We start from the raw sequence: 25,583 nt of genomic DNA, 5'->3' as shown, positions 1-25,583 counted from the left end.
CCGCTTGAATCCCGGGAGCACCGACACGATTAACGCAGGCGTTCGCGCAGGCCGCGCTCCAGCTCACGGCGCAGGTCGCGCTCGCCGGACTCTTCGGTGTCGCCTTCCGCATCGTCGCTGCTGCTGTCGAGGCGCTGCATCAGGCGGTCCCGCAGGCGGTCTTCTTCTTCGCGCAGGCGGTCGCGGACATCGCCCTCGAAGCGTTCGCGCAGGATGTCTTCCAGGTCGAGGCGAAAGCTCGGGTCGCTGAAGGTTCCGGTAATGCGGATCGGCAGGCGAATACCGCTCAGGTCTTCCAGGGGGCGGCCGCCCTGGCCCTCGATGGTGCCCACGATGGTGGTGTTCAGGAGGTAGTCGAGGGTGTCGTCCGTCAGGTCCGCGCTGCCTTCGCCACGCACGCGCAGGAGAGGGGAGTTGCCCTCCAGGTCGTCGCTGTTCACGACGCCGTCGCGAATGTCGAAGGTAGCGGTCAGATCGCTGAAGTCGGTCTGGTTGGGTTCGTCCTCTTCCAGGCGTTCGCCACGCAGGCGCGCCTCTGCGCGACGGATCACCTGGGCGACGTTGATACCGCGCACGGCACCGTCGGAGAACGCCAGGGAGCCGGAGCCGTTCAGCGCACTGCGCAGGGCATTGACGGTGTTGCCCCGGGTGGCGATGTCCAGCTCCAGGTCACCAATGCCCATAAGTCGTGCCTCGTCGCCCTGCATGTCTTCCAGCAGCGCGCCGATGTCCAGCTCGGACAGATCCGCCGCGAGTTCGTAGCGTGGCGTATCCTCGCGCACGTCCACCCGCACGCGACTGGTCAGCTGGCCGTCGTAGGCCTGAGCCTCCAGGGGGTCGATACGCCAGTCGCCTTCGTTGGCCCGGATCTCGAGCTGGATATTGCGCATCACCATGCCCAGGGCGTCCAGACGCTCCAGCGCCATCTCGCCCCGCACGTCGATCCCGCGCAGCAACTCAACGGGAAGCTCGATGGCGATGTCGTCATCGTCGTCGCGTTCGCCATTGGAGGGGCCCCCTTCGGTACGGGCCTGCTCCACCTCCGGTGGCAGGTAACGGTCAAGATTGAATTCGTTGCCGCTCAGGTCGAAGTCGAACAGCGGACGTTCGCCACTGGTATCCCAGCGGGCGTTGCCGGTCAGCCGGGTGTCGTCGATGGTCACCAGGAAGGGCCGCAGCTCCAGCGAGGTGAGGCTTCCCGTCGCTGACAGGTCCAGGGCGACGTGCTTGAGGGCGTCCGGATCGTTGGTTTGCGGCGGCTCGTAGCCCAGGTCTTCCATCAGGGCTGGCAGCGAGAAGGTATTGCTGCGCAGTTCGCTGCGTACGGCAAGGTCTTCGCTGGCGTCCAGACCCGTCAGCTCGGCAAAGCCGGTCACGCGCATATCTGCCAGGCCCACCGTCACGCGTTCGAAGCGCATGCTGGTCTTGTCGGCCAGTTCGAGTGCCACGTCGGTTTCCAGCGTGAAGCCGACAGGGCGCGGCAAGCCCGCCCCTTCCACGCCGAAGGTCGCGTTCAGTCGACGGATCGAATAACGATTACTCAGAAGGTCCACATTCAGCAGGCCTTCCAGGTCCATCGCGAATTCCACCGGCTCGTCCAGGTTGCCGCCTTCGGCATTGACCACGGCCTCCATCTCCAGCGGCGTTTCTACGCCGGGCCGGAAGCGCCCGACTTGCAGGCGGAACGGATCCAGCGTGGCTTCCAGCCCGGTCATGCGGTCATCCCAGTTCACCCGGGTGTTGGTCAGGGTGACGCCGGCAATGCCGATGCGCTCCATCGCCAGGCGGGATTCGGTGGTGGTGCGTTCCTCGCCATTGTCGCCGGTAACGGCTTCGTCGCGGGCCTGCTCGGCGCGCTCGGTAAGGTCGTCCCAGTTGGTGCGCCCGTCTTCGTCACGTGCCAGGTTCAGGCGGACGCCATCGCCTTCAATGTGCTGGACATCCAGCTCGCGGCGCAGCAACGGCAGCACAGCGACCGACACATCTACTACGTCAAGTTCGGCGAACGGCTCGTCGCCGAAGCCTTCGGCATTGCCGAAGCGGACCTCTTCCAGGCGCAGGCCGAGGTTGGGGAAGAACGTCAGGCCGATTGGGCCCTCCAGAGTCAGTTCGCGACCGGTAGCATCGCGGACTTCAGCCTCGATGCGCTCCTTGTAGTCGTTGGCGTCGAAAGTCGCGACCAGGTAGACGGCGACAATCACGGCCAGTAGCAACAGGATCGCGATCAGGGCCAGCAGGCGCTTGATCCATTTCATCAGGTGTCTCCTTGCGTCGTGTCCGCCCTCCAGGTGCCGCTGCGGCCGCCGCGCTTTTCCAGCAGGCGCACGCCATCGATCACCATGCCGCGGTCCACGGCCTTGCACATGTCATACACCGTCAGCAGCGCGGTGGAGACCGCGGTCAGGGCCTCCATCTCCACACCGGTCTTGGCGTGGACCTCGCAGGTCGCCTGCACGCGGACGGCGGTACTCTCGATATCCAGTTCCAGGGCCACCCGCGTCAGGCCGATCGGGTGGCACAGGGGGATCAGCTCACCGGTACGTTTGGCCCCCATGATACCCGCGACGCGGGCGATCCCCAGAACATCCCCCTTGGTATGACGGCCTTCGCGGATGCGCTGGAGCGTCTCCGGTTGCATGTGAATGCGGCCTTCGGCAATCGCCACCCGGTGAGTGACCGACTTGTCGCCGACGTCGACCATATGCGCATGGCCTTCGTCATCGAAGTGAGTGAGATCGTTCATCGTCGCTATAATGCTTGACTTGAACCCGTGATGACAGGGGCCCGCATGACCGTAACTGTTCACTACTTTGCACGTCTGCGCGAGGAAATGGGCCGCGCCGACGAGACCGCAGAGCTGCCTACCGAATCGATCTCCGTGGGCGATCTCTGGCGGCATCTGCATGGTGATGCGCCGCCGGAACGCCTGATGGTGGCGGTCAACCAGGAGCAGGCCGCGCTGGATACGCTTGTGCGGGATGGTGACGAGGTCGCGTATTTCCCGCCGGTGACCGGGGGCTAGGGTGGCCGTCGAACTCTACAGCGAAGACTTCGACCCCTGGGCGCTGGTCGCCCGTGCCGAGCGGGACATCCCGGCCCAGGCGCGCGGCGCGGCCAGCGTGTTTGTCGGGCGCATGCGCGACTTCAACGAGGATGACACCGTGACCGGGCTGTTCCTGGAGCACTATCCCGGCATGACCGAACGCGAACTGGAACGCATCGTCGCCGAGGCCGAGTCGCGCTGGCCGCTGCTGGGCTGCCTGGTCGCGCATCGTGTAGGGGACGTGCGACCCGGCGATGCCCTGGTCCTGGTGGCCACCTGGTCCGCGCACCGGATCGCCGCGCGCGATGCCTGCTCCGACATCCTGGAGCGCCTCAAGCACGAGGCCCCGTTCTGGAAGCGCGAACGCCTCGCCGACGGCAGCGACCGCTGGGTCGAGAAAAACACTCCCGGCTTCTGATCCTTCCACCGCACGCGGCGGAAGAACCCTTGTGGGAGCCCGCCTGCAGGCGAAGCTCTGCCAAAGCCGGAAGGGGGCTTTAGCGCAGAGTCAGGTAGAGCGTCTGGTTGCCGCGGCGCAACTGCAGCTCCAATGCCTGATGCGGCGATAGTTGGCGTGGCAGATCGGCCAGGTGCTCAACGCGCTGGCGGTTGACGGCCAGCAGCACGTCGCCGGGGCGAAGCCCCGCTCGGGCGCCCGGGGTGCCCGCCTCCACGTCGATGATCACGACACGGCTGCGGCTGGCACCGGGCGGTGTGTGCTCCGCCAGGCGCACGCCCTCCAACCGTGGGTGAATCGCCGCGCCCTCGGCCTGACGGACCTCGGGGCGTTCCAGGCGCGCGGTCAGGGTGCGCTCGCGCCCGTCGCGCAGGATATCCAGTCTCACCTCGCTTCCCACACGCAGCAGGCCCAGACGATTGCGCAGGTCGGCCGCATTGCGTACCGCTTGTCCGTCGACTTTCAGCACCACGTCGCCGGCCTCCATGCCGGCGCGGCTCGCGGCGGAGTCAGGTTGCACGTCGGTAATGACCGCGCCCTGGCTGACGTCGAGATCGAAGGCCTGCGCCAGCGCTGGCGTCAGGTCCTGGAAACCGACGCCCAGCGCGCCGCGCTCGACGCGGCCGTCGGCCACCAGCAGGTCCTGGATCTGGCGCGCCATGTTGGTCGGGATCGCGAAGCCGATACCGATGTTGCCGCCACCACGCGCCAGGATGGCGGTGTTGATGCCGACCAGTTCCCCGCGCAGGTTCACCAGCGCCCCGCCCGAGTTGCCTGGGTTGATGGAGGCGTCGGTCTGGATGAAGTCCTCGAAGCCGGAGCCGCCGAGTCCGCTGCGCCCCAGCGCGGAGACGATGCCGCTGGTGACCGTCTGGCCGAGGCCGAACGGGTTGCCGATCGCGACCACGAAGTCGCCGACGCGCAGGGCATCGGAGTCCGCCAGCGGGATGGCGCGCAGGTTCTCGGCGTCGATGCGGATCACGGCCACATCGGTCGCCGGGTCGGTACCGACCACCTCCGCCTCGTACTGGCGGCCGTCATACAGGGTGACGAGGATCTCGTCCGCGCGCGCGATCACATGGCTGTTGGTCAGGATGGTGCCTTCGGCCGCATCCACGATCACGCCTGAACCGAGCCCCTGGCGCTCGCGTTCACGCTGGCGCTCCGGCAGGTCGAAGAAACGGCGGAAAAAGGGATCGTCGAACAGCGGGCTGACGGACTCCACCACGCGGGCGCGGGTGGCGATATTGACGACGCCGGGGATGGTGCGCTCCAGCATCGGGGCCAGCGAGGGCAGGGGCTGGCCGTCGACTTCGGCGGGGAGCTGTGCCAGCGCCGGGCCGGTCCAGGCCAGGGTCGACAGCAGAATCAAAAAAGAGACCAGCCGACGCATGCGCGCTCCTTGGTGTTCGCTTGTTACGGGGTCAGCCCCGCGCGCGGCGCAAACGAGGACTGTTCCGCCATCTTGCGGTACCAGTCACCGGCTTCGTCCTCGGGCGGGGCCTGGATCATCAGCTTCAGGTACAGGTCGCCGGGCGGTTTGCCGGGCAGGCCCTTGCCCTTCAGGCGCATCTGCTTGCCGGATTGCGAACCCGGCGGAACCTTCAGGTTGACCCAGCCGTGCGGGGTGGGCACCTCGATGGTGGCCCCCAGTGCGGCCTCCCAGGGGGTGATCGGGATGTCGCGATAGAGGTTGCGGCCGTCGACGCGGTAGCGGCTGTCGGGCTTGATACGGATCTCCAGCAGCAGGTCGCCAGAGCCGCCGGTTCCCACGCCAGGATCGCCCTGACCGCGCACGCGCAGGCGCGAGCCGTCCTTTGCGCCGGCCGGGATGCGCACGCGCTGCACGCGCCCGTCGGCGTCGTTGACGGAGATCTCGGTGCCCTTCAGCGCCTGATCGAGCGTGATCTCGACCCGACCCTCGCGGTCGGCACCGCGCATGTTGAAACCACCCGAACCGCGGCGTCGGCCCGCGCCGCCCATCCCGGCACCGCCGAAGATGGACTCGAAGAAGTCGGAGAAGCCGCCGAAGTCGGCCCCGCCTCCCGGGCTGGCGCCACGGTGCTGGGTCCAGCCGTCCCATCCGGGCGGTGGACGAAAGTCCTGCCCCTGGCGCCAGTTGGATCCCAGCTGGTCGTAGGCCTTGCGCTTCTCCGGGTCACCGAGGGCCTCGTAGGCCTCGTTGACCTCCTTGATGCGCGTCTCGGCGTCCGGGTCCTTGCTGACGTCCGGGTGATACTTGCGCGCCAGCTTGCGGTACGCCTTCTTGATGGCGTCCTGGCTGGCGTCGCGGCTGACGCCGAGGATTTTGTAATAATCCTTGTATTCCATTGCACTCCCGGAGTTGCCTCTGTCCGATCCTCGGGGGACACCCGGATCCCTCCGTGGGCAATCGGTTCGTGTCCGATCCTTACCATCATAGCCGGGATCCGGCTGTCACCCGTGTATCGGTCTTGTGAATCGCCTCGCATGCATCCTTTGGTGACTTCCAAAAAACCGGGCGCCGCCCGCTCGCGCCGGCAGCGCCCGAATCGTCCGCAGCCAAGGCGGTTGCGGACGGGTATGGTGCCGGATCAGCTGGCGATCTCGATCCGCCGCGGCTGTACACGCGCCTGTTTCGGGATGCGGACCTCCAGCACCCCATTCTCGGAGCGTGCGGAGATGTTTTCGGCATCCGCCGTGTCCGGCAGCGAGAAGCGGCGGAAGAAGGTGCCGCGCACCCGCTCGATCCGCTTGTACCCGTTCTGCTCCTCTTCGCTTTCGTGCCTGCGCTCGCCCCGCAGGGTCAGCACGCCGTTTTCCATGTTGAGCTCGATGTCCTTCGGGTCCACGCCGGGGATGTCGGCGTGCAGTACGTAGGCATCGGTCTCTTCGCGGATATCCACAGCCGGCGCCCAGTCGGACGTCGCGGCGGAGTCGTCCGTGCCGGGCATATCCGGCATGCGGCCGAGTTCGCGCGACAGCTGACCCAGCAGGCTCCACGGTTCGTAACGCATCATTGTCATGGCTTTACCCTCCTCTTCCGGGTGTCAACTCTGACTCATCCATGGAGATAGGGGCCACGGAAGGAATTTCAAGAGGGTAAAGAACGCAATACGCCAACGTTATCGGTGCTCCAGTCGGCGAAAATCCAGCAGGCGATGCTGGTCGTCGGTGATTAGCTCGAACACGCCATAGACACCGCGCTGATCGAGGTGCTTGCGCAGCAGTCGGGCCGGAAACTGCACGCTGACCCCGCCTTCGGATTCGGCGTAGACGACCGCCGCGCGCCCGGTGTAGTAGTCCTCCATCTCGTGGCGCGAGATGGCCAGGTGCACCCGGTAGCGACGCATCGACGTTTCCGGGCTATTCGAGGTTCTGGACCTGTTCGCGCATCTGCTCGATCAGGACCTTCATCTCGACCGTGGCACGGGTGATTTCCAGATCATGCGACTTGGAGGCCAGGGTGTTGGTCTCGCGGTTGAACTCCTGCATCAGGAAATCCAGGCGGCGTCCACTGGGGCCGTCATTCGTCAGGATGTCGCGCACCGCCTTTACATGGCCTTCGATACGGTCGAGTTCCTCGGCGATGTCCAGCCGCTGCGCCAGCAACGCAACCTCCTGCTCCAGTCGCTTCGGGTCCAGGCTCAGGTCCAGCTCGTTGATGCGGGCAAGGGTGCGTTCACGCTGCTCGGCCAGCATGGGCTCACGCCGCTCGCGGATGAAGCCGACGTGCTCGGCTACGGCCTCCAGCCGTTCGCGCAGGCCATTGGCCAGCTCCTGGCCCTCGGTTTCGCGCATCGCGACGAGGGCATCGATCGCGGTATCGAGACCGGCAAGAACAGGAGCAGCGAGGCGGTCGGGATCGACTTTGGCGCCCTCCAGCACACCCGGCCAGGCCAGGATGTCCAGCGGCGACACGCTGGCATCGTGCTTCATGATGTCGGCGATCGACTCGGTTGCATCGATGAGTGACCGCACGCGGTCCGCATCAAATGCGGTGGGCGAGGCACCCGACTGGCCACGGTCGCGCAGCACTACATCGATCTTGCCGCGCGCCAGGTGCTTCTTGAGACGACTGCGCACCTCGGGCTCCAGCGCACGCAGGGCCTCCGGCAGATGGATGCGCAACTCAAGATAACGGTGGTTGACGCTTTTCAGCTCCCAGTCGTAGGCCCCCTCGTCCAGCGTCATTGGCTGCCGGGCAAAGCCCGTCATGCTCGCGATCATAAAGTCCCCTTGTGATAGCCCTGCGCGTGGATGTTTCGTCGGAGCCCGCCACCGCGCCTGGTCGCGACAACCCCCTCGCCGGGAAGACGCTCATATCAGAGCCTCCCTCGTCTCCCGTATACTGCGCGCCTCCCCAATCTAGCAAGGATGAAGCATGCGACCCAGTGGCCGACAAGCCGACGAGATGCGTCCGGTGCGTTTTACCCGCCATTTCACCCGGCACGCGGAGGGCTCCGTGCTGGTGGAATTCGGCGACACGCGGGTGCTGTGCAACGCGACCATCGAGTCGCGCGTGCCGCCGTGGCTGAAGAACAAGGGTCGCGGCTGGGTGACGGCGGAATACAGCATGCTGCCCCGCTCGACGCACGACCGCATGGTGCGCGAGGCCGCGCGCGGCAAGCTAGGTGGACGCACCATGGAGATCCAGCGCCTGATCGGCCGTTCCCTGCGCGCCGTGGTTGACCTGGAGGCCCTGGGCGAGCGCCAGATCATTGTCGACTGTGACGTGATCCAGGCCGATGGCGGGACCCGTACCGCCTCGATCAGCGGTGCCTATGTCGCCCTGCGCGACGCGATCCGCAAGGCGCGCGAGCAGGGCATGATCCGCAAGGACCCGCTGCACGGGCACTTGGCGGCGATCTCCGTGGGCATCTTTAACGGCACGCCGGTACTCGATCTCGATTACGACGAGGACTCCCAGGCGGAGACTGACCTGAACCTGGTGATGAACGAGGCCGGTGGCGTGATCGAGATCCAGGGGACGGCCGAGGGCCATGCCTTCCGCCGCGACGAGCTCAACCAGATGCTGGATCTCGGCGAGAAGGGCATCCAGCAGATCGTCGAGGCCCAGCGGGCGGCGCTGGCCGAGGGCTGATCATGGACTCCTCCCGTCGCGTCGTCCTCGCCACCGGCAATCCCGGCAAGCTGCGCGAGATCCGGGCCCTGCTGGAACCGCTGGGGCTGGCGATCGAGCCGCAGTCGGAACACGCGGTGCCCGAGGCCGACGAAACCGGGCTGACCTTCGTCGAGAACGCGATCCTCAAGGCGCGCAACGCCGCGCAGCATACCGGCCTGCCCGCGATTGCCGATGACTCCGGCCTGGAGGTCGATGCCCTGCGTGGCCAGCCGGGCATCTACTCCGCACGTTATGCAGGGCCGGAGGCGGACGATGCCGCGAACAACGCCAGGCTGCTGGAGGCGCTCGCGGGCGTTCCCGAGGCGCAGCGAACCGCGCGGTTTCGCGCGGTTGTTGTGTTTCTGGACCACGCCGAGGACCCTTCTCCGCTGATCGCCGAGGGTGTCTGGCCGGGCCGCATCGTCGAGCAGCCCAGCGGTGCCAACGGGTTCGGCTATGACCCGCTGTTCTTTGTACCGGAGGAGGGCTGCACCTCGGCCGAATTGCCCCCGGAGACGAAGAATCGCCTGAGCCATCGCGGTCAGGCCCTGGCCAAACTGGTGACGCAACTGCGGGAACGTGCCGATCACTGAGCCGGCACCTATGCTCCCGGGATGAACATATCCCCGATCCCGCTGGCCCTGTACGTGCACCTGCCCTGGTGCGTGCGCAAGTGCCCGTACTGCGATTTCAACTCCCACGAGCCGCGGGGCGAGGCCCCGTTCGACGCGTATGTCGAGGCGCTGATGCGCGACCTCGAGTCGCAGCTGCCGGATGTCTGGGGGCGGCGCGTGGACAGCGTGTTCATCGGCGGCGGCACGCCCAGCCTGTTCCCGCCCGAGGCGCTGGCCGATCTGCTCTCCGGAATGCGTGCGCGGCTGCCCCTGCGCGCGGATGCCGAGATCACGCTGGAGGCCAACCCCGGGACCGCGGACCGCGCCTACTTCCGTGGTTACCGCGAGGCCGGGGTCAACCGGCTGTCGCTGGGCATCCAGAGCTTCGACGACGTCATGCTCGAGCGCCTGGGACGCATCCACGGCGGGGCCGAGGCCCATGCCGCGGTCGAGCATGCCCGCGGCGCGGGGTTCGACAACATCAACCTGGATCTCATGTTCGGCCTGCCGCAGCAGTCTGTCGAGGCAGGGCTGGCGGATCTCCGGGCCGCGATCGAACAGGAACCCGAGCACATTTCCTGGTATCAGCTGACCCTGGAGCCGAATACCTATTTCGCGGCCCGGCCTCCGGTGTTGCCACCGGATTCCACGATCGAGGAATTGTTCACACAAGGACAATGTGTGCTCGCTGCGGCTGGCTATACTCGATACGAGGTTTCCGCGTATGCCACGAGGGGGCGGGAATGCCGGCACAACCGCAATTACTGGACGTTCGGCGACTACCTCGGTATCGGGGCCGGGGCGCACGGCAAGCTGACGTTGCCGTCCCAGGGGCGGGTGCTGCGGCGGACCAAGCCGCGCCAGCCCGCGGCCTACCTGGAGACGCCCGACCAGCACCGCGACCAGGCGGTCCCCGAGGCCGAGCTCCCGTTCGAATTTATGCTCAATGCGTTGCGTCTGGTGGAGGGGGTGTCCGCGCATCGCTTCGAAGAACGCTGCGGTCTGGACCTGACTACGCTGGAACCGGCACTGGGCGCGTTGCGGACGGAGGGTCTGCTGGTATCCGATCCGCAGCGCCTGCAGCCGACGGAACAAGGGCTGGCCTTTCTCAATGAGATTCTGGAGCGGTTTTTGCCGACGGATGCGGCGGATGTGACAGCCGGGACCCAGGTAATTGTGGGTCCGGAGGAGGTGCGGTGATGCGACCGGTGGAGTTTGTCGGCTTTACCTGCCCCTGGTGTGGCGAACCGGGCGAGACGACGGTGGACATGGTCAGCGCGGACGGTGAATGGATCGAAGACTGCGGGGTGTGCTGCGCGCCGATCGTGTTTCGGCGTGTCGAGGCCCCGGATGCCGAGATCCCGCAGGTAGAAGCCATTCGGGAGGGGGAATGAGCGTGACCCCACCGTATACCCCGATTGCCTGTGAACGCTATTCCGAACTGGAGCTCGCGATCCTGCGCGGGCAGCACCTGCGTACCCACTGGCGCCGGGGCGAAATGGATCGGATCGCGGTGGTGCGGCCGCTGGATCTGCGCACGCGGCGCGGGGCCGAATATCTGATACTGCGCGACACCGAGGGTCGGCGGCAGTGGTGGCGGCTGGACCGCCTGGTCAGCTTCGAGCCGGTGCCTGGCTGATACGCCGTCCTTGCGCGGCGCGCGCCTGGCGCGGCTCTGGAGATTGCCGCGCTCGCGCTGACGAAAGGCGGGCGGAGCCGGCTTTCCGTCAGCTGCGCTTCATCTGGTCGAAGAACTCGGAGTTGGTCTTCGAGGACTGCATGCGGCCGAGCAGGAATTCCATCGCCTCGATGTCGTCCATGCCGTGCAGGAACTTGCGCAGGATCCAGAGCTTTTGCAGCTCGTCCGGCGCGGTCAGTAGTTCTTCGCGACGGGTGCCGGAGCGGTTCACGTTGATCGCCGGGTAGATGCGCTTCTCGGCGATGCGGCGCTCCAGGTGCACTTCCATGTTGCCGGTGCCCTTGAACTCTTCGTAGATCACCTCGTCCATCTTCGACCCGGTCTCGACCAGCGCGGTGGCGAGGATGGTCAGGCTGCCGCCTTCCTCCACGTTGCGCGCGGCACCGAAGAAGCGCTTCGGGCGGTGCAGGGCGTTGGCGTCCACACCGCCGGTCAGCACCTTGCCGGAGCTGGGTGCGACGGTGTTGTAGGCGCGCGCCAGGCGGGTGATCGAGTCCAGCAGGATGACCACGTCGCGTTTGTGCTCGACCAGGCGCTTGGCCTTCTCGATCACCATCTCGGCGACCTGCACATGGCGCTGGGCCGGTTCGTCGAAGGTGGAGGAGACCACCTCGCCCTGGACCATGCGGTCCATCTCGGTCACTTCTTCCGGGCGCTCGTCGATCAGCAGTACGATCAGGTAGCACTCGGGGTAGTTGGTCGCGATGCTCTGGGCGATGTTCTGCAGCATCAGCGTCTTGCCCGCCTTGGGCGGGGAGACGATCAGGCCACGTTGGCCCTTTCCGAACGGCGACACGATGTCGATGACGCGGGCGGTGATGTCTTCGGTGGAGCCGTTGCCGCGCTCCATGCGCATGCGCTCGGAGGGGTGCAGCGGCGTGAGGTTCTCGAACAGCACCTTGTGTCGGGCATTCTCCGGCGGCTCGAAGTTGATCTCCGCGACCTTCAGCAGGGCGAAGTAGCGCTCGTTGTCCTTCGGCGGGCGGATCTTGCCGGCGATGGTGTCGCCGGTGCGCAGCCCGAAGCGCCGGATCTGGCTGGGGGAGACGTAGACGTCGTCCGGCCCGGCCTGGTAGGAGCTGTCGGCGCTGCGCAGGAATCCGAAGCCGTCGGAGAGGATCTCCAGGACTCCGTCACCGTAGATGGCTTCGCCGCTTTTGGCGTGGGCTTTGAGCAGGGCAAATATGATGTCCTGCTTGCGGGCGCGAGACATGTTCTCGATGCCTTTTTCTTCAGCAAAGGCGACGAGATCGGCAGCGGACATCCGCTTCAGTTCGGTCAGGTTCATTCGTGGGGTGCTGTTTTCAACGTGGATGATCGGCGACCGGGGATGGCCGCTCGGCTTGCCTTGGATTGAATATCGGGGGCAGGTAGCGGTCTGGCGACCGCCTGAACAGAACCGATGGTAAGCGACGCGCCCGACTGGGGCAAGGCCTGAAGCAGTTTTTTGGTGCTTGTTGTGCCCCGGGCCGTTCAGGCCGGCCCGGGGCGCGCAGGATCAGAGGTGCTGGTCCAGGAAGGCGGTCAGTTGCGACTTGGACAGCGCGCCGACCTTGGTGGCTTCGACGTCGCCATTCTTGAACAGCATCAGTGTCGGGATCCCGCGGATGCCGTACTTCGGCGGTGTGGACGGGTTCTCGTCGATGTTCAGTTTGGCGACTTTGACCTTGCCGGCGTATTCTTCGGCGATTTCATCCAGAATGGGCGCGATCATCTTGCAGGGCCCGCACCATTCGGCCCAGTAGTCCACCAGGACCGGCTGATCCGCCTTCAGGACGTCCTCGTCGAAACCGGCGTCCGACGTGTACACAATTTTGTCGCTCACTCCGAGCCCTCATTACTTGGGTTGGGGGGAACAGCCCGCAACGCCGGCTGCACGGCTCTTACTATCGACGATGATCGCCAGACAGTTCAAGTAATAGAGGATTCCCATGACCGATCCCGCGCAGGAAACGCTCCGCTTCGACCAGCTCGATCTGCCCGAGGCCGTACAGGCGGGCATCCGCGCCACCGGTTTCGAGACCTGTACTCCGATCCAGGCGTTGACCCTGCCGATTGCGCTGGACGGACGCGATGTCGCCGGGCAGGCGCAGACCGGTACGGGCAAGACGGCGGCCTTCCTGATCGCCACCTTCAATCGCCTGTTGCGCCAGGCCCCTGCGCCCGATCGCCGAGCGACCGATGTGCGCGCCCTGATCGTGGCCCCGACACGGGAGCTGGCCATCCAGATTCACAAGGATGCCGAGATGCTGGGGCGCGAGACGGGGCTCAAGCTGGCGCTGGCCTATGGCGGTACCGGCTACGACAGCCAGCGCGAACAGCTGGAGGCCGGGGCCGACATCCTGATCGGCACGCCGGGGCGGATCATCGACTACTTCAAGCAGAAGGTGTTCGGGCTCAAGCACACCGAGGTGGTGGTGCTGGACGAGGCCGACCGCATGTTCGATCTTGGCTTCATCAAGGACGTACGCTTCCTGATGCGTCGCTGTGCGCCGGCCAGCGAGCGGCTGTCGATGCTGTTCTCGGCCACGCTGTCGCTGCGCGTGATGGAGCTGGCCTACGAGCACATGGACAACCCGGAAAAGGTCCAGGTCGAGGCCGAGACCCTAACCGCGGATCGTGTGCGCCAGATGATCTACTACCCGGCGAACGAAGAAAAAATCCCGCTGCTGCTGGGGCTGGCACGTGATCTCAAGCCCGATCGGGCCATTGTGTTCGTGAACACCAAGCACGGTGCCGAGAAGGTCTGCGACTGGCTGAATACGAATGGCCAGAAGGCCGCGCTGCTCTCCGGCGACGTCCCGCAGAAAAAGCGCACAAGCCTGCTGGAACGCTTCACTGCGGGCGAGTACACCTTCCTGGTGGCGACCGACGTCGCGGCACGCGGGCTGCACATTCCGGCGGTGACCCATGTGTTCAACTTTGATTTGCCGCAATCGGGCGAGGACTACGTGCACCGCATCGGGCGCACGGCGCGCGCCGGGGCCGAGGGCGATGCCATTAGTTTCGGCTGTGAGGACTCCGCGTTCTATCTGCCGGACATCGAGTCGTATCTCGGCGAGCGGATCCCCACCGAGAGCGTGGACCCGGAGGCCCTGTTCAGCGACCCGGTGCGCCCCAAACCGCGCCCGCGCAAGCCGCGCGATGACCGGCGCGGTGGTGGTCGCGGGCGCGGCGATGCGCGCGGATCGGGCAAACCATCGGGAGGCGGCGGCCATCGTCGGCGCAGCGGGGGCGGCAAGCCCACGGGGGCTCCCAGCGGCGGCGCATAGAGGCCGGTGCCAGCAGGCGAAACGGGAACAGACGGAAATGGTGCCGACGGCAGGAGTCGAACCTGCGACCTATCGATTACGAATCGATTGCTCTACCAACTGAGCTACGTCGGCGAAGCGCGCCATAATAGCGGGGGTGGGGCTCGACAACAATCCCGCGCGGCCACAGGGAAACTCTGATGAGTGTTTCCCTGTGTGTCGCTGGCGGCGCGGGTGACGGATCAGGCCTTGCGGCCGCTGACCCGGATAACGACGTCTACTCCCAGCAGTTCCTTGTCTTCCGGTAGCGGGGGCAGGTTCGAGATATCGACCCGCGCCGGGTCGACATCTTCCAGCTCGCCGGTATCGGTGTGGAACAGGTGGTGGTGCGGATTCAGGTTGGAGTCGTAGAACAGCTTGGTCGGGTCGATCACGACCTCGCGCACCAGGCCCTTCTCCGCGAACAGCTTGAGCGTGTTGTAGACCGTCGCCTTGGATACGCGTGACGAATGCTGCACCAGACGACCAAGGATCTGCTCGGCGCTCAGGTGTTGATGACGCGCAAACATAACCCGCGCGATTTCCACGCGCTGCTCCGTCGGCGAGATCGAGTGTTCGCGCAGCAGGGCGCGCGCACCATCGACGTCCAGCAGATTCGGATTGTCAGATGTAGCAGACATATTCCGGACAATATAACAGCTGCTGGATCACGTCCAGATCACGGGGGTTCGATGGGGCAAGTATTTGATAGAATGGAGCGGGTGATGGGAATCGAACCCACGTTCTCAGCTTGGGAAGCTGATGTTCTACCATTGAACTACACCCGCTTGAGCCGGCGATTGTAGGCCCTGCCGGCCTTTGGCTCAACGGTACACGATCCTGACCGAGTAACCATGCAGATCCAGTTGAACGGTGAACCCTTCGAACTCCCCGACAAAGGCGAGGCTACGCTGGCTGCGCTGATCGAGGCGCGTGGCCTGAGTGGTCGCCGTCTGGCGGTGGAGGTCAACGAGGAGTTGGTGCCGCGCAGCGAGCACGCCGCGCATCCGTTGCGTCCTGGCGATCGTGTGGAAATCGTGCAGGCGATCGGGGGCGGCTGAGTCCGAGTCCCCGCCCGTAACTCTTTCAACGAAGGAATCACCATGACCGAATCGGCCGCCGCGTCTGCCGACGACCTCTTCCGCGTGGGCACACGCGAGTTCACCTCCCGCCTGCTGGTGGGGACCGGCAAGTACCGCGATCTCGACCAGACCCGCGATGCCATCGAGGCCAGCGGAGCCGAGATCGTCACGGTCGCGATCCGTCGCACCAACATCGGCCAGAACCCGGACGAGCCCAACCTGCTGGACGTGATCTCGCCGGATCGCTACACGCTGCTGCCGAACACGGCCGGCTGTTTTACGGCCGATGACGCGATCCGCACCTGCCGTCTGGCGCGCGAGCTGCTGGACGGGCATAACCTGGTGAAGCTGGAGGTGCTGGGTGACGAAAAGACCCTGTACCCGGACGTGTTCGAGACCGTGAAGGCCGCGGAGATCCTGGTGGCCGAGGGTTTCGACGTGATGGTCTACACGACCGACGACCCCCTGCTGGCGAAGCGCCTGGAAGAAATCGGCTGCCTGGCAATCATGCCACTGGCCGCCCCGATCGGCTCCGGGCTGGGTATCCAGAACCGCTACAACATCCGCGAGATCGTCGAAAACGCCGACGTTCCGGTGCTGGTCGATGCCGGCGTGGGCACGGCCTCGGATGCCTCGATCGCGATGGAACTGGGCTGCGACGGGGTGCTGATGAACACCGCCATTGCGGCCGCCGACGACCCGGTGATGATGGCCTCGGCCATGCGCCACGCGATTATAGCCGGGCGCCAGGCCTACCGTGCCGGGCGCATGGCGCCGCGCCGTTACGCCTCGGCCTCCTCGCCGCAGACCGGCCTGTTCTTCAGCTGAGCATGAGTGAGTCTGCCGATTCGACTTCCGGCGACAAGCCCTTCTATCGGCGTATCCGCAGTTTCGTGCGCCGCGAGGGGCGGCTGACGCCGGGGCAGCAGCGCGCCCTGGACGAGCTGTTGCCGCGCTTCGGGCTCGCACTGCCGGAGCCCGCGGCGCCGCTGGACCTGGCGGCCGTCTTTGGTCGCGAGGCGCCGGTCACGCTGGAGATCGGTTTTGGCGATGGCGAGAGCCTGGCCGAGCAGGCCGCGCAGAACCCGGGGTGCGATTACATCGGCACCGAGGTCCATCGCCCGGGCGTGGGTCACCTGCTGCGCGAAGTAGAACAGCGCAGCCTGACCAACGTGCGCGTCTCCGATCACGATGCCGTGGAGCTTCTGGAACACTACATCTCGCCGGCGGCCCTGGACGGCGTGCAGGTGTATTTCCCCGACCCCTGGCACAAGAAGCGCCACCACAAGCGCCGCCTGATCCAGCCACCGTTCGTACGCCTGCTGGCCTCGCGCATACGTCCGGGCGGGCGGCTGCACCTGGCGACCGACTGGGCCGATTACGCCGAGCACATGATGGCGGTAATGGGGGAATGCGCGCCGTGGTTCGAGCCGGACGGCCCGGTGCCGGCCCCGGGGCGGCCGCCGGAACGCCCGGTGACCAAGTTCGAACGGCGCGGTGAGCGGCGCGGACACGCGGTGGCCGACCTGCTCTACCGGCGCGCCGACGCCTGACGGGCCTCAGGCCTCGCTCATCCACCAGGCGCTGACCGCGCCGGCCAGGCTCATCAGGGCGAGCACGAAGATCGCAAACTCGGTGCCCGCCAGTTGAGCCAGCAGCCCGAACAGCCCGCCCACGAGCAGCAGCGCCCCGATCACGGTATTGCTGACGGCGGTGAATGCGGCGCGGGTCTTCTCGGTGGCCATGTCCACCAGATAGGTCTTGCGCCCCAGCCGCACGCCGGCATGGCTGACCCCCAGCAGGAAGAACAGCAGGGCAAAGACCACCCCTCCCGGCACCAGCGCCGAGTCGGTATCCACCGGCGCGAACCAGACACTCAGGGCCACCAGGACGCCGAGCCCGGCGGCCAGCAGGCCCGAAAGGATCAGCACCCAGCGAGCGGAACGATCGGAAAGGCGTCCCCAGATCGGGGCGCTGACCGCCGAAGCCAGGCCGCTGGCGAGGATCAGCAGTCCCAGTGTGCCCAGATCACCCGAGGTCGCATCTTCCGCCAGCAGTACATAGAACGGCAGCGCCAGGGCCGTGCTCATCAGCAGCGCGCGGGTGAACACGAAATGCCCGAACGCCCGGTCGGTCCACAGCAGGCGCACCGAGGACAGCGCCTGGGTGATCGCGTTGCCGCCGCCCTCGGTGGAGCCCGGCGCCTCGTGCAGGCGGGTAAAGGTCGCGGCCGCCACCCACCAGGCGCCGGCGGAGGCGGCCAGCAGGGCGACGAACACGCCAATGCCGGCATCCTCCAGGTTCGCCAGGGTCAGATAGACCCCCAGCCCCAGTGTGAAGAAACCGGCCAGCGAGGCGGCATAGCCCATCACGGTGCCACGGCGCTGCTTGGCGATTGTCTTGCCGAGCACGTCCTTCGCGGCTACCGAGTTGATGCCGCGCGCCAGCGCGAACACGGCCAGCAGCCCGAGGATCGCCCAGCCCGCCGCCGTGCCCTCCAGGGTCACGGCGACGATCGCCATCCCGGCGACCGCCAGCCCGGAGAGGGCTGAGCCCAGGATCCAGAACCCCTTGCGGATGGCGCGGCGGCGAATGGAGGCGGCGACGAACAGCTGCGGGAGCAGCGACCCGGATTCGCGGATCGGAACCAGGAATCCGGCAAACGCGGCCGGGGCGCCCAGTGCCCCCAGTAGCCAGGCCAGCACCAGCCGCGCCGATGCCAGCTCGTCGCCGATCTTGCTGAGCGTGTTGGAGACCAGGTGGACGAAGAAGTTGACCGGCTGCGCGCGGCAGGCATCCTCCGGGATGTCCTTGCAGACGCGCGCGTCCTCGTCCCCGGCGATGGTCTCGTACAGGTGCAGGATCGGACGCGGCAGCTTTTCCGAAGCGGTCTCGGCCATGGGTACCTTTGGTTACAAGAAGCCTCTCGTTATTGCGAGGCCCCGGGCGCAGCAATTGACGAAAACTGACGCCCGGGTGGAAGTCGGTGGCCCCGGGAAGTGACAGCCCGCTTGGCCCGCCTTCTCGGCTGCCTTAGCGCCGGCCGGCGAGCGGGTCGTTCGGGTCGACGCTGTCGCGAAACGGCTTGCGCCGGTCGAGGTTCGTCAACTGGTAGACGTTGCCCAGCCAGTTGTTCATCACCGCCAGTGCCGTGTCGTGCCAGGTGTTGTCCAGGCGGTCGAGCAGCAGTGCCTCCGGCAGTGCCGGGATTTCGGTGCAGTGCTCGACCGCGACCTGCACATGCTCGCGGTGCTCGTCGAGGATCGCTGCCGCCTGCGGCAGCAGGTAGTTCTCCGGCAGGGGCGGATAGCTCTCGCGCTCGCCCTGGATGTAGCGCACGACCTCGCGCTTGTACTCCTTGAGCAGGCTGATCGAGTCGTACTCCGGGTGGCCCTGGAAGAAGACCATGCGGAAACCATCCGGCGATGCACCCAGATGGATGCCGGACAGCTCGCTCTCCACCAGCACACGCAGGCCGTGGCGTTCGAATTGCTCGCGCGAGACATCGTTATAGCGCGAGTGTGGCACGTCGAAACGCGTGTTCACGCCGGTGACCAGCGGGTGGCCGCGGTCCACCACGCGATGGGGAAACACGCCCCACAGCTTCTCGCCCATGTGCCGGCGATGCTCGCCGTAGCGGGCCTGCAGCACGGCGTGGGTGGCGAGGCAGGAACAAAGAGTGGACGTCACGTTGTCCCAGGCCCAGTCGACGACCTCCGCCAGGGGCTCCCAGAAGGGCTCCAGCGCCAGATCGGGCTGGGTCACATTGGCCCCGGTGATGATCAGCGCGTCGAGGCCCTCCTTCTTCAGGTCCTCGAAGTCCTCGTAGTACTGCTTGATGTGATCGCGCCCCTTTGGCCCGCGCTTGAGCTGCGGCAGGGTGAAGGGGTGGATGTAGAACTGCGCGATCTGGTTGCTCTCGCCGATCAGGCGGAAGAACTGGCGCTCGGTGGCCGCCAGGGCGGCGTCCGGCATCATGTTCAACAGCCCGATATGCAGCGCGCGGATCTCCTGCTGCTGAGCGAAGTCGCTGGGCAGTACGGTCTCGCCCTCGCTCTTCAGGCGGGCGAAGGTGGGCAGATCGGAGTGGGCAACGAGTGGCATTACAGTCGTGCCTCCCGTTCCAGTGCCATGCAGACCAGGTCGTCGAAGTCCGCGGCGTTGCGGACCTGCGCGAGCTCCGTGGTGCTGATGGTGTAACCGTGCGCCTCGGCGATCGCCTCGTAACGTGGCAGGCGTGCACGAAACAGGCGCGAGAACACCCAGCGCACGAAGGCGTCCGGGTCGATCTGGGCGACATAGTCCAGTCCCTCGTCGCGCATGTATTCGGCCAGTTGCTGGTCGAGGAAGGCCTCGCGGTAGTACAGCGGTTTCGGATCGCGTTCCGCGCGCTCGATCAACTGGCGCTCGTCTTCGTCGGTCGCCTTGATGTAGAGGATCAACGTGTGCTCGGAGAGAGTCTCCAGCACGCCGGGGCTGTCCAGCTCGCAGACCGACCCGCCGGCATCGTTGACGAAATGCGGATAGCCAAACAGCGTCTGCGCCTTGTGGATGAAGTCGGGCACGTCAAGCATCGCCTGCACCTCGGCCTCGTGGTGCAGGTTCTGGCGCCGCTTGAACTCGGTCAGGGGCAGACCGCCCAACTCCGGGTTGCCGAGCTTGCCGAGAAAGCTCGCGACCGGGTGCAGGTTGTCCACCGTGATGTTGTTGATGATCTGGATCGAGTCCGAGCGCAGCAGGTCGCGCAGAAACGGAACGGCCATCGCCTGGGCCTTGATGTTGTCCAGGATCGGCTCGCTCAGGTAGCGCGTACCGATGCGATAGTCACCCGAGTAGTGGAACCATTCCTCGCGCCGGAGCATGTTGGACAGGCGCGTCTTGCCGACACCGGACATCCCCAGCAGGGTGATCCGGCGGTGGTCCAGTTGGCGGTATTCTTCGGGCGAAAGGCGCATGGCGGCTCGATTAACGTCGCAGGATGAACAGGATACCTGCGATCACGGCCAGACCGCTGATCACATAGTGGTCGTACTGAAACTGAAGGCCCAGCAGGCCGCGCAGGCCGAACAGGATCAGCCACGCGCCCAGCAGAATGTTTCCTAGCATGCGCATCCCTGCGTTTCTCCCTGTTATTGGTTAGCGGATCAGTTGGCTGAGCTCGCGGAACTGTGGGTCGGCCGCGTCGCGCAGCCACTCGAACAGCACCGATTCGTGGTTGGTGATGATCGCGCCCGCCGCGCGCAGGCGCTCCAGTCCGTTGCGTTTGCGCGTCGCGTCACGCGAGCAGACGCCGTCCTCGACGACGAATACGGTAACACCTGCGTCCAGCAGTTCCAGCGCGGTCTGTGTGACGCAGATATGCGCTTCGGCCCCGGTCAGGATGACCTGGTCGCCGCCGGTCAGGCGCGCGTGCAGGTCATCTTCTGCACAGCAGGAGAAGGCCGTCTTGTCGGTCAGTATGCCGTGGCCGTCCAGCGCCTGCTGCAGACTCGCGGCGACCTCGCCCAGCCCCTTCGGATACTGGCGCGAGACTTCGATCGGGATTTCCAGCTTGCGCGCGGCCTTGACGAGCCGAGCTGTGTGGCGTTCCACTGCCTCGCGCTCGTTGTCCGGCATCGCCGCTAGCAGCCGCTCCTGCAGGTCGATCAGGACCAGGCGGGAACGGGCACGGTCGCAGCGGGCGCGTGGATCGGCCGTCATCGCTCCAGCAACTGGTTGATCGATTCCAGGTCCGCGACACTGAGGCGGCCCGCGGCGCGCTGAAGGCGCAGGGAGTCGGTGAGGAATCCGTAGCGCGCCTCGGCGTAGTCCCGCTCGGCGCGGAACACCTCGCGCAGGGCCAGCAGCACGTCGACCTGCGTGCGCGTACCAACCTCGAACCCGGCCTCGGCCGCTTCAAAGGCGGACTGGGTAGAGATCAGCGCCTGTTCCAGGGCGCGCACGCGCGAGCTGTTGGCGATGACCGACAGGTAGGCGTTACGGGTGTCCTGCGTCGTACGGCGTTCCACCAACGACTGGCTTTCCTGTGCAGCCTGGAAGTCCTCGCGGGCCTGTCGTGTGAGTGCGTTTACACGCCCGCCCGAGTAGAGGGGGAACTCCAGGCGCACACCCACCTGTGCCTCGGTCCCCTCGTTGAAGAACGGGCCCACACCCTGCTGAGTTGTGCCACCGTCATCGATGCCGTGGAAGCGGTTTTCGCTGACCGATGCGTTGAGGTTCAGCCTTGGGTAGCCCTCGGCGCGCTGACGATCGATCTGTTCGCGGGCCGTCTCCGTGGTCAAGCGCTGGGCGGCCAGTTCCAGGTTGTTCTCGAGCGCGATATCCACCCAGGCTTGGGGGTCGGCCGGGTCCGGCGGGGTCAGCTCGGCATCCTCGCGCAGGATGTCGAGCTCGTCCCAGTAGGTGTTCGTGATCACCGCGAGCTGTTCGCGCGCCACATCCAACTGATTTTCGGCGGCGATGCGCTCGGCCTCGGCAATGTCGCGCTGGGCCTGGGCCTCTTTCACGTCGGTGCTGGCGATAAGGCCCACCTCGAAGCGGCGTTCGGTCTGTTCCAGTTGTTGACCAATGGCCTCGAGCTCCGCCTCGCGAAAGGCCAGCGTCTCCTGCGCGATCAATACATCGAAATAGGCTTCGGATACCCGCAGGATCAGGTCCTGGCGGGCCGCGTCCAGCTCGGCCTCCGCCCGCGCAATCTCGAGATCCGCCTGTGCCAGCTCAATGTAGTTGCGCCGGTCGTAGAGGCTCTGCACCAGGGAGACGCCAAAGCTTGTCTGGCGTCCGTCGAAACTGTCCTGGCCACGATAGTCGTTGTAGAAGGCACCGGCCTCGGCATCGCCGGTGATCTGCGGCCGGAACGCGGAGCGGGCAAGCGGGCGGCGCTCCAGAATGCTGCGATACTCGGCTTTGGCTGCACGCAGCTCGGCGTCCTCGGTGGCGGCGCGTTCGTAGACCTCAAGCAGGCTGGCGGCAGGGGCGGGGCTCGCCACCAGCAGGGCAATGCCGGCGACAGCCAGCACGGAAGAGATGCGTTTGACGGACCAGTTCATCGGCGCGGTTTCCTGAGCGGACAGGGAAAGCCCCATCGTAGGGAAACGCCAATCAATGTGCACGCGGATCGGCGTTTCCGTGATGAAAGCCCAGCAGGTGAGCCCCGAAGCAGGGGGTTCAGAACTCGAAGGCGGGCTTCGGTTCGAAACCGACCAGCGGCTTTACGCGGGTTTCGAACAGGACGTCGTGGCGGACGCTGTCCTCGGTGGTGCGGGTGATCAGGTTGGCCTGCATGATCGGGCCGTCACCCGTAATTACGAATAGCCGGCCACCGAGGGTCAGATAGCGCTCGAGGAAGTCGTTGTAGTCGGTCATCGCGCCGGTCAGCACGATCACATCATAGCGCTCGCGCGGAGGTGCCCACTCAGGGGTCACAGTGGCGGTGCGCAGGCTGGAGTTCTCCAGACCCAGGTCGACCAGTGTGTTGCGGGCATTCAGGCGTAACTCGTCGACGCGCTCGATGGATTCGACGTGCGCGGCCAGACGCGCCAGGCAGGCGGTGACATAGCCGGATCCGGTGCCGATCTCCAGCACCGTCTCGGTCGGTTGTGCCGCGACAGCCTGCAACAGCCGTCCGATTACTACGGGTGGCAGGGTGTGCGCGCCGTGGCCCAGCGGGATCTCGGAATCCGCGTACGCCAGGGCCTTGTAGGCGTCTGGCATGAAACGCTCGCGCGGGAGCGTCTCCATCACGTCCAGCACGCGCATGTCCAGCACCTCCCAGGGGCGGACCTGCTGTTCGACCATGTTTAACCGGGCCTTGGCGAAATCCATCGCGGTGTCCTCGAGTACATCAATAGCCGCGAAAGAGTACGTTCGCGCGCTCGTCCAGGCAAGTTGTAGGAGGCCAGCCCTCTGGCCGATGGGATGTTGATCAGGCCCCATTCGGCCAGAGGGCTGGCCTCCTACGGGTTCGGGGCGGTGTGCAGGGCATCCTCGATCGCCCGGATACGGTCGCGCTCCAGGGCCTCGCCAAGGGCCTTGCCCTTGTGTCCTTCGGCCATCAGGGGCTGTATGTCGACCCCCTGTGCGGCGGCCACGGCGCGGCGTACTGCATTGGCCTGCGGATAGGGCTTGTCCTCCCAGCCGGTGCGGCCGCGAAAATCCGCCTCCACCGCGAGCAGGAAGGGCTCGACGTTCTCCGGCCGACGCAGGGCATCCAGTCCGTCCACCAGTTTCATCACCGTCTTCGGGCGCAGGTCGAAGACCCGGTGCACCAGTCCGTGGTAGCGCGCGACCCGTACGGCCAGGTCGCGATACCGGTTGGGGATGCGCAGGCGTTCGGCCAGCGCGCGGATCAGCACGACTCCGCGTTCCTCGTGGCCGTGGTGGCTGGGCAGGATCTCGGGGTCGGTATTGCCCTTGCCAAGGTCGTGTACCAGCGCGGCGAAGCGGACCTCCGGGGCCTTGGACAGGCGGGTGGCCTGGTCCAGCACCATCAGGGTATGCACGCCGGTGTCGATCTCCGGGTGATAGCGCGCCGGCTGCGGGACACCAAACAGGCATTCGACCTCGGGAAACAGTCGGCCCAGCGCCCCGGCCTCGCGCAGGACTTCGATAAAGCGGCGCGGGGCGGGACTCTTCAGGGCCTTTTCGCATTCGGCCCAGACGCGTTCCGGCACCAGGGCGTCGACCTCGCCGGAGGTGACCAGATCGCGCATCAGCTCCCGCGTGTCGTCGGCGACCCGAAAACCCCACGGCTCCAGCTGCGCGGCAAAGCGCGCCACGCGCAGCAGCCGCACGGGGTCCTCGGAAAAAGCGGGGGAGACATGGCGCAGCAGGCGTGCCTTCAGGTCGGCCTGCCCGTTGTAGGGGTCGATCAGGTGGCCGTCGGTGTCCTCCGCCATCGCGTTAATGGTGAGGTCACGGCGCTCGAGGTCGTCTTCCAGCGGGACCTCGGGCGAGGCGTTGAACTGGAAACCGTGGTAGCCGCGCGCGGTCTTGCGCTCGGTGCGCGCCAGCGCGTATTCCTCGTGCGTATCGGGGTGCAGAAAGACCGGGAAGTCGCGCCCCACCGGGCGGAAACCGGCGGCCTCCATCGCCTCCGGCGTGGCGCCGACCACCACGTAGTCGCGTTCGTGCACCGGGCGCCCCAGCAGCCGGTCGCGCACCGCGCCCCCGACGAGATAGGTCTGCATGGCGCTCGCGCGGCCGCTAGCCGCGATCGACCTCGCGCGTATGGGTACGCAGGGCCTGCTTGCGCGCTTCGAGGCCGCCACCGAGATACTCCGGTGCGATCGACTCGAGCCGTGTCGGGCAGGGCAGGCGGGAATCGCCTTCGCAGACGCTGTCGATGGTCAGCGAGGCGAAGTTGTCACGCGACAGCGGCTTGCCGGGCACGAACTCGAACACGCTGGCCTGCAGTTTGCCGGCCCAGTCGGGCAGCGCGATGACCGGGCGGCGATGGCCGATCAGACGGCCGACATAGCGCACCAGTTCTTCCAGGCTGTAGGTCTGCGGGCCGCATAGCTCAAAGCCCTCGCCGAAGGTCTCGGGGTTGTCCAGGGCATCCACGAAATGCTCGGCGACGTCGCCCACGTAGACGGGCGCGAATTTCGCATCCGCGCGCGCCAGCGGCATGACCGGCGAGATCTTCAGCAGGGTAGCGAAGCGGTTCAGGAGGGAGTCATCGCGTCCGAAGATCACCGAGGGGCGAAACACCGTGACCGGGAAGGCCTCGCAGGCGAGCGCCAGCTGTTCCGCCTCGCCCTTGGTCCGCAGGTAGTGGCTCGGCGGATTCTCCATGTCGGCGTTCAGCGCGCTCATCTGCAGGAAGCGGCGGACCCCGCAGCTTTCGGCGGCCGCCAGAGCCTTTTGTGTCAGCTCCACATGTGCGGCGCGAAAGCCGGAGCCGTTGCGTCCGCGCTCGTTCAGGATGCCGACGAGGTTGATCACCGCGTCTTGTCCGGCGAAGACGCGTTCCAGCGTGGCCGGGTCGTGGGCGCTGCCCTCGATCAGATCGACCTCGGGGTTCACCAGCAGGTCACGGTGGCGGTGCGGGCGGCGCGACAGTACGCGCACGCGGATACCGCGGTCGATCAGGCGGCGGATGATCTGATGGCCGACAAAGCCGGTGCCGCCGAGCAGGCAGACAGAGCGAATCGAATCAATCGACATGGTCCCAAGGTCCTTCCGAAAGCCAGTGGGGGTGGTCTTATACTCGGGTGACTGTCAATCTTCAAACCGGGTTCCGTCAGGGAAACACTGATCAATGTACTCACTCGCGTTGGTACCCCAGGTTTTC

30 protein-coding genes and 2 tRNA genes are annotated in these 25,583 nt (G+C 66.2%); 11 read left to right on the top strand and 21 right to left on the bottom strand.

What is annotated here, in order from left to right; all coding sequences use genetic code 11:
* Positions 1-29 precede the first annotated feature (29 nt).
* Entirely contained in the window at positions 30-2,255 is a 2,226-nt protein-coding gene (locus F623_RS0100910) for an AsmA family protein (RefSeq protein ID WP_018868166.1), read from the bottom strand.
* Positions 2,255-2,743 carry a cyclic pyranopterin monophosphate synthase MoaC gene (gene moaC / locus F623_RS0100905; protein WP_018861185.1) on the bottom strand — a complete coding sequence of 163 codons (489 nt, stop codon included), beginning with the start codon at positions 2,741-2,743 and terminating at the stop codon, positions 2,255-2,257. Before moaC ends, F623_RS0100910 begins: the two co-directional genes overlap by 1 nt.
* A 45-nt stretch (positions 2,744-2,788) precedes the next feature.
* Here moaC and moaD point away from each other — a divergent pair, with 45 nt between their 5' ends.
* Together moaD and F623_RS0100895 are read left to right on the top strand one after the other, a co-directional pair.
* Positions 2,789-3,022: a molybdopterin converting factor subunit 1 gene (moaD, locus tag F623_RS0100900; protein ID WP_018861186.1), complete on the top strand. Its 234-nt coding sequence runs from the start codon at positions 2,789-2,791 to the stop codon at positions 3,020-3,022.
* Between the two features lies 1 nt (position 3,023).
* Entirely contained in the window at positions 3,024-3,461 is a 438-nt protein-coding gene (locus F623_RS0100895; RefSeq protein WP_018861187.1) for a molybdenum cofactor biosynthesis protein MoaE, read from the top strand.
* Between the two features lie 79 nt (positions 3,462-3,540).
* On the opposite strand, the gene F623_RS0100890 is transcribed toward F623_RS0100895, so the two are convergent.
* The 5 genes from F623_RS0100890 to F623_RS0100870 all read right to left on the bottom strand — a co-directional run bounded on the left by F623_RS0100890 (position 3,541) and on the right by F623_RS0100870 (position 7,709).
* Complete coding sequence (locus tag F623_RS0100890) at positions 3,541-4,893, bottom strand: DegQ family serine endoprotease (RefSeq protein WP_018868168.1); 1,353 nt, start codon at positions 4,891-4,893, stop codon at positions 3,541-3,543.
* Between the two features lie 23 nt (positions 4,894-4,916).
* Positions 4,917-5,831: a DnaJ C-terminal domain-containing protein gene (locus F623_RS0100885; RefSeq protein ID WP_018868169.1), complete on the bottom strand. Its 915-nt coding sequence runs from the start codon at positions 5,829-5,831 to the stop codon at positions 4,917-4,919.
* Positions 5,832-6,073: 242 nt separating this feature from the next.
* Positions 6,074-6,505: an Hsp20/alpha crystallin family protein gene (locus F623_RS0100880; RefSeq protein ID WP_018861190.1), complete on the bottom strand. Its 432-nt coding sequence runs from the start codon at positions 6,503-6,505 to the stop codon at positions 6,074-6,076.
* A 99-nt stretch (positions 6,506-6,604) separates the two neighbouring features.
* The gene (locus F623_RS0100875; protein WP_018861191.1) at positions 6,605-6,832 is read right to left on the bottom strand and encodes a DUF2835 family protein; all 228 of its coding nucleotides are present in this window, start codon (positions 6,830-6,832) and stop codon (positions 6,605-6,607) included.
* 13 nt (positions 6,833-6,845) lie between these two features.
* On the bottom strand, positions 6,846-7,709 hold the full coding sequence (locus F623_RS0100870) for a YicC/YloC family endoribonuclease (protein WP_018868170.1): 864 nt from the start codon (positions 7,707-7,709) through the stop codon (positions 6,846-6,848).
* 154 nt (positions 7,710-7,863) lie between these two features.
* Here F623_RS0100870 and rph point away from each other — a divergent pair, with 154 nt between their 5' ends.
* Genes rph through F623_RS0100845 form a run of 5 tightly spaced genes read left to right on the top strand, consistent with a single transcriptional unit; the run spans position 7,864 to position 10,857 of the window.
* A complete protein-coding gene (gene rph / locus F623_RS0100865) occupies positions 7,864-8,583 on the top strand; it encodes a ribonuclease PH (protein ID WP_018868171.1) in 720 nt (239 codons plus the stop codon).
* 2 nt (positions 8,584-8,585) lie between these two features.
* A complete protein-coding gene (gene rdgB / locus F623_RS0100860) occupies positions 8,586-9,197 on the top strand; it encodes an RdgB/HAM1 family non-canonical purine NTP pyrophosphatase (RefSeq protein ID WP_018861194.1) in 612 nt (203 codons plus the stop codon).
* Between the two features lie 21 nt (positions 9,198-9,218).
* The gene (hemW, locus tag F623_RS0100855) at positions 9,219-10,418 is read left to right on the top strand and encodes a radical SAM family heme chaperone HemW (protein WP_018861195.1); all 1,200 of its coding nucleotides are present in this window, start codon (positions 9,219-9,221) and stop codon (positions 10,416-10,418) included.
* A complete protein-coding gene (locus tag F623_RS0100850) occupies positions 10,418-10,612 on the top strand; it encodes a CPXCG motif-containing cysteine-rich protein (RefSeq protein WP_018861196.1) in 195 nt (64 codons plus the stop codon). Before hemW ends, F623_RS0100850 begins: the two co-directional genes overlap by 1 nt.
* Entirely contained in the window at positions 10,609-10,857 is a 249-nt protein-coding gene (locus tag F623_RS0100845) for a transcriptional antiterminator, Rof (protein WP_018861197.1), read from the top strand. Before F623_RS0100850 ends, F623_RS0100845 begins: the two co-directional genes overlap by 4 nt.
* A gap of 88 nt (positions 10,858-10,945) precedes the next feature.
* Here the strand turns inward: F623_RS0100845 and rho are convergent, their stop codons facing one another.
* Positions 10,946-12,205, bottom strand: a complete 1,260-nt coding sequence (gene rho, locus F623_RS0100840) for a transcription termination factor Rho (RefSeq protein WP_018861198.1) — start codon at positions 12,203-12,205, stop codon at positions 10,946-10,948.
* Between the two features lie 210 nt (positions 12,206-12,415).
* Positions 12,416-12,742: a thioredoxin TrxA gene (gene trxA, locus F623_RS0100835; RefSeq protein ID WP_012983830.1), complete on the bottom strand. Its 327-nt coding sequence runs from the start codon at positions 12,740-12,742 to the stop codon at positions 12,416-12,418.
* A gap of 106 nt (positions 12,743-12,848) precedes the next feature.
* Here trxA and rhlB point away from each other — a divergent pair, with 106 nt between their 5' ends.
* Positions 12,849-14,189, top strand: a complete 1,341-nt coding sequence (gene rhlB, locus F623_RS0100830) for an ATP-dependent RNA helicase RhlB (RefSeq protein WP_018861199.1) — start codon at positions 12,849-12,851, stop codon at positions 14,187-14,189.
* Between the two features lie 38 nt (positions 14,190-14,227).
* Here rhlB and F623_RS0100825 read toward each other — a convergent pair.
* The 3 genes from F623_RS0100825 to F623_RS0100815 all read right to left on the bottom strand — a co-directional run bounded on the left by F623_RS0100825 (position 14,228) and on the right by F623_RS0100815 (position 14,995).
* Positions 14,228-14,303 (bottom strand) — tRNA-Thr (locus tag F623_RS0100825).
* A gap of 107 nt (positions 14,304-14,410) precedes the next feature.
* Positions 14,411-14,848 carry a Fur family transcriptional regulator gene (locus F623_RS0100820; protein ID WP_018861200.1) on the bottom strand — a complete coding sequence of 146 codons (438 nt, stop codon included), beginning with the start codon at positions 14,846-14,848 and terminating at the stop codon, positions 14,411-14,413.
* Positions 14,849-14,921: 73 nt separating this feature from the next.
* Positions 14,922-14,995 (bottom strand) — tRNA-Gly (locus tag F623_RS0100815).
* Positions 14,996-15,061: 66 nt separating this feature from the next.
* On the opposite strand from F623_RS0100815, the gene thiS reads away from it, so the two are divergent.
* Genes thiS through trmB form a run of 3 tightly spaced genes read left to right on the top strand, consistent with a single transcriptional unit; the run spans position 15,062 to position 16,842 of the window.
* Positions 15,062-15,268 (top strand): sulfur carrier protein ThiS, encoded by a 207-nt coding sequence (gene thiS, locus F623_RS0100810; RefSeq protein WP_018861201.1) that lies wholly within the window; start codon positions 15,062-15,064, stop codon positions 15,266-15,268.
* Positions 15,269-15,310: 42 nt separating this feature from the next.
* Positions 15,311-16,117, top strand: coding sequence for a thiazole synthase (locus F623_RS0100805; protein WP_018868173.1), 807 nt, complete (start codon positions 15,311-15,313; stop codon positions 16,115-16,117).
* A 2-nt stretch (positions 16,118-16,119) separates the two neighbouring features.
* On the top strand, positions 16,120-16,842 hold the full coding sequence (gene trmB, locus F623_RS0100800; RefSeq protein WP_018868174.1) for a tRNA (guanosine(46)-N7)-methyltransferase TrmB: 723 nt from the start codon (positions 16,120-16,122) through the stop codon (positions 16,840-16,842).
* Between the two features lie 6 nt (positions 16,843-16,848).
* Here the strand turns inward: trmB and F623_RS0100795 are convergent, their stop codons facing one another.
* The 9 genes from F623_RS0100795 to F623_RS0100755 form a co-directional block, all read right to left on the bottom strand.
* Entirely contained in the window at positions 16,849-18,189 is a 1,341-nt protein-coding gene (locus F623_RS0100795) for an MFS transporter (RefSeq protein ID WP_018868175.1), read from the bottom strand.
* Between the two features lie 133 nt (positions 18,190-18,322).
* Positions 18,323-19,393, bottom strand: a complete 1,071-nt coding sequence (locus F623_RS0100790) for a homoserine O-succinyltransferase (RefSeq protein ID WP_018861205.1) — start codon at positions 19,391-19,393, stop codon at positions 18,323-18,325.
* A complete protein-coding gene (locus F623_RS0100785; RefSeq protein ID WP_018868176.1) occupies positions 19,393-20,244 on the bottom strand; it encodes a hypothetical protein in 852 nt (283 codons plus the stop codon). Before F623_RS0100785 ends, F623_RS0100790 begins: the two co-directional genes overlap by 1 nt.
* 10 nt (positions 20,245-20,254) lie before the next feature.
* Positions 20,255-20,395 (bottom strand): hypothetical protein, encoded by a 141-nt coding sequence (locus F623_RS13455; RefSeq protein ID WP_196799362.1) that lies wholly within the window; start codon positions 20,393-20,395, stop codon positions 20,255-20,257.
* Between the two features lie 30 nt (positions 20,396-20,425).
* On the bottom strand, positions 20,426-20,989 hold the full coding sequence (locus F623_RS0100775) for an isochorismatase family protein (RefSeq protein ID WP_018868177.1): 564 nt from the start codon (positions 20,987-20,989) through the stop codon (positions 20,426-20,428).
* Positions 20,986-22,338, bottom strand: a complete 1,353-nt coding sequence (locus tag F623_RS0100770; protein ID WP_018861208.1) for a TolC family outer membrane protein — start codon at positions 22,336-22,338, stop codon at positions 20,986-20,988. Before F623_RS0100770 ends, F623_RS0100775 begins: the two co-directional genes overlap by 4 nt.
* Before the next feature lie 118 nt (positions 22,339-22,456).
* Positions 22,457-23,113 carry a protein-L-isoaspartate O-methyltransferase gene (locus F623_RS0100765; protein WP_018868178.1) on the bottom strand — a complete coding sequence of 219 codons (657 nt, stop codon included), beginning with the start codon at positions 23,111-23,113 and terminating at the stop codon, positions 22,457-22,459.
* Positions 23,114-23,244: 131 nt separating this feature from the next.
* Positions 23,245-24,477: a multifunctional CCA addition/repair protein gene (locus F623_RS0100760; protein ID WP_018868179.1), complete on the bottom strand. Its 1,233-nt coding sequence runs from the start codon at positions 24,475-24,477 to the stop codon at positions 23,245-23,247.
* Positions 24,478-24,493: 16 nt separating this feature from the next.
* Positions 24,494-25,456 carry a complex I NDUFA9 subunit family protein gene (locus F623_RS0100755; protein WP_018861211.1) on the bottom strand — a complete coding sequence of 321 codons (963 nt, stop codon included), beginning with the start codon at positions 25,454-25,456 and terminating at the stop codon, positions 24,494-24,496.
* Positions 25,457-25,583: the final 127 nt, after the last annotated feature.

Origin of the sequence: Thioalkalivibrio sp. ALD1, assembly GCF_000381245.1 — a bacterium.
Lineage (GTDB): Bacteria > Pseudomonadota > Gammaproteobacteria > Ectothiorhodospirales > Ectothiorhodospiraceae > Thioalkalivibrio.
This window is presented reverse-complemented; position numbering and strand designations above follow the sequence as displayed.